2 protein-coding genes are annotated in these 2458 nt (G+C 51.5%); both read right to left on the bottom strand.

All coding sequences use genetic code 11. The annotated features are described in order from the left end of the window. Positions 1-74 precede the first annotated feature (74 nt). Positions 75-800, bottom strand: coding sequence for an IS21-like element helper ATPase IstB (gene istB, locus ACFSB2_RS16855; protein WP_377944270.1), 726 nt, complete (start codon positions 798-800; stop codon positions 75-77). Beyond that, a complete protein-coding gene (istA, locus tag ACFSB2_RS16850; protein ID WP_377944269.1) occupies positions 793-2301 on the bottom strand; it encodes an IS21 family transposase in 1509 nt (502 codons plus the stop codon). The genes istB and istA overlap by 8 nt, the downstream gene beginning before the upstream one ends. Between the last annotated feature and the right edge of the window lie 157 nt (positions 2302-2458).

The raw sequence follows: 2458 nt of genomic DNA, 5'->3' as shown, positions 1-2458 counted from the left end.
TGTTTTTCGCAAGTGAAAAGTGCAAAGAATCGCGGCCAATTTGTGCATAGCACCGCCACACCGTTTGCGGAAAATTAAGACGAAATGGTAGACAGCGCGTGGCGTAATCGGAAACTCTCGCCAGTGAAAGCGAGAATGTGCGCGTGGTGCACCAATCGGTCAACCAGCGCCGCCGTGAGTCGCGTGTCACCGAATACCGTGTTCCACTGCCCGAACTCAAGATTGGACGTCACCATCACGCTGTTGTGTTCGTAGCACGCGGAGATGACGTGAAACAGCAACTCTGCGCCTGTCTGGTGGAATGGAACAAACCCAACCTCATCTAAAATTAACAAATCACAATCAGACAATTCTTTCTGAAATCGCGCCAGCGTTCCAGATTCATGCTTGTCCTGCAAAATCGCCACTAAATCGGGTACGCGAAAGAATCGCACCGAATGTCCTTTTCGACACGCCTCTACCCCCAGTGCAATCGCCAGGTGCGTTTTGCCGGTACCAACCTTACCAAGCATCAAAACATTCTCCTTGCGTTCCAGGAAACACAAATCCTTTAGCATCACCTCCGTGCAGTTCTCCGGAAACGTAACCGCGCTGAAATCGTAGTCTTCGAGTGTCTTCAATTGTGTAAACGACGCTTTTTTCAATAGCCGTTTCAGTCGGTTTTCCTCTCGCAAGCGAATCTCTGTTTTCAAGACGTCTAACATAAACTGCTCCTTGCTCTCAAACGCCACGGTGTCACATGCTTCTACTACATGAGCAAGATGCAATGTCTTGCAGGCCTTCGCCAAATCGTCACGCATCCACGGTCACCCCTAACAAGCGGTCATAAGCGTCCAATTGCGGAAGGTGTCCCCGTACACAATCCGGCGTGTGCGGCTCAGCAAAGGGTTCCGGATGAAACTCTGGGTGCCTCATCGCATACAATACACATTCCAGTTCTGTCCGCCCGTGGTCACCACTCGCTTTCGCTTGCACCAATCCGTCGTTAATCTCGTTGAGCGAATACGTGTCGAGAAGGCGGTGAACCCACTCAATTCGTGACTTGCGCAAAGCTGCGTCTTCCTCCTGAATCAGTTCACGAACGGGTTGTGGCATCATGTCTACAAACGTAGAGTACATCACAGATCTAGGACGCTTGCGGTATCCCGCGAAGATGGAGCGCCAATCTAACGGCATCGCTTTTTCGGTGTAAGGACGCGGCAATGTCGCAAGTCGTTGGTACATCCCGTCTGCAGACAACACCTCCATTTCATCCCACTTCACTTTCAGTAAAACGGGTAACAAAGCGTTGCACTGAGGCAGGGGGAACCTCGTCGATTCGAACTGCAGTTCGCTGTATTTGTTCAACCGCGCATTTTCAATTCGAAACACTTCAAACGGCACAGTCGGTAGGTGCAACAGCTTTTGTTGCTCCTGCTCCCATAAATCCACGATACGCGCTTGTTTGGCATAGTGGGGACGCTGCATGTCGAGCTTTGCCGCTTGCGCTAGATGCGCTTCAAATTCTTCTGCTGTCTCGACGACTGGCGGTGGCACGCACCAATTGCGCCGACCATAACCGACCTTGTTCTCCACGTTGCCTTTTTCGTTCCCGCTACGAGGATTACAAAACAGCGGCTCAAAGCGGTAGTGGGCACAAAACCGCGCAAACGCATCCGTCGTCTTGCGTTCTCCGTCTGCCAGCACAGAGACCACGGCGGCGGACAAGTTGTCGAACCAGATCTTCCTTGGTACGCCACCCACTTGCTCAAAGACTCGTTTGAGCGCTTCCAAAAAACACTCTGTGTTCTCCTTCGGGACAGGAAAGACAAACGCTGCATTGCTGGACGGAAAGGACACGGTTAGCACTTTACGCTCGACCAACTCACCGGACTTCACAATGTGCACCGTACCAAAATCTGCTTGCGCCTCGCCTCCCGGGTGCTCAAGCCGTTCAAAGCGCTCAGATCGCTCCAGCACCATCTGCTTGCGGCGCTTAGACACATACTGGCTGACTGTCCGCTCTCCACCTGTAAACCCATATTCGTCTCGTAGACGGTGAAAGATGTGACGGGCTGTGTGTCGTTGTTTGCGCGGCATCCGCTCATCTTCCTCAAGCCAAGTATCCACCGCATCCAAATATGGACCAAGCACCGGGAAAGCGCCTTTACGTTTCGCTACGGACTCATTCCAATCATCTTGATCCGCATATTTCTTTGCCGTTCTCCAATTTACACCTACACGCTCAACAATCTCCTGAATCGAACAACCCTCTGCTTCGCGCAAAAACCTGATATACTGCTGCTGTGGCACTTTCAACATTCCTCTCAACCCTCTCTGTTCTAGCAAAACAGAGGGTAGATTTCGTAGAGTGGTGTTGGCAAGTGCCATTTTGTTACACAAACAAGTCTTGATTTGTGGCGGCGTAAAACTGCAGTTTTACGCCGCCACATCCTGCACTTTCATCCTGCCACAAACA

It is taken from the genome of Alicyclobacillus fodiniaquatilis, from assembly GCF_042678105.1.
In the GTDB taxonomy this organism is placed as follows: domain Bacteria; phylum Bacillota; class Bacilli; order Alicyclobacillales; family Alicyclobacillaceae; genus Alicyclobacillus; species Alicyclobacillus fodiniaquatilis.
This window is presented reverse-complemented; position numbering and strand designations above follow the sequence as displayed.

Bases quoted from the DNA above. Each gene is read 5' to 3' on its own strand.
- istA (WP_377944269.1), bottom strand. From the start codon at position 2,301: ATGTTGAAAGTGCCACAGCAGCAGTATATCAGGTTTTTGCGCGAAGCA.
- istB (WP_377944270.1), bottom strand. From the start codon at position 800: ATGCGTGACGATTTGGCGAAGGCCTGCAAGACATTGCATCTTGCTCAT.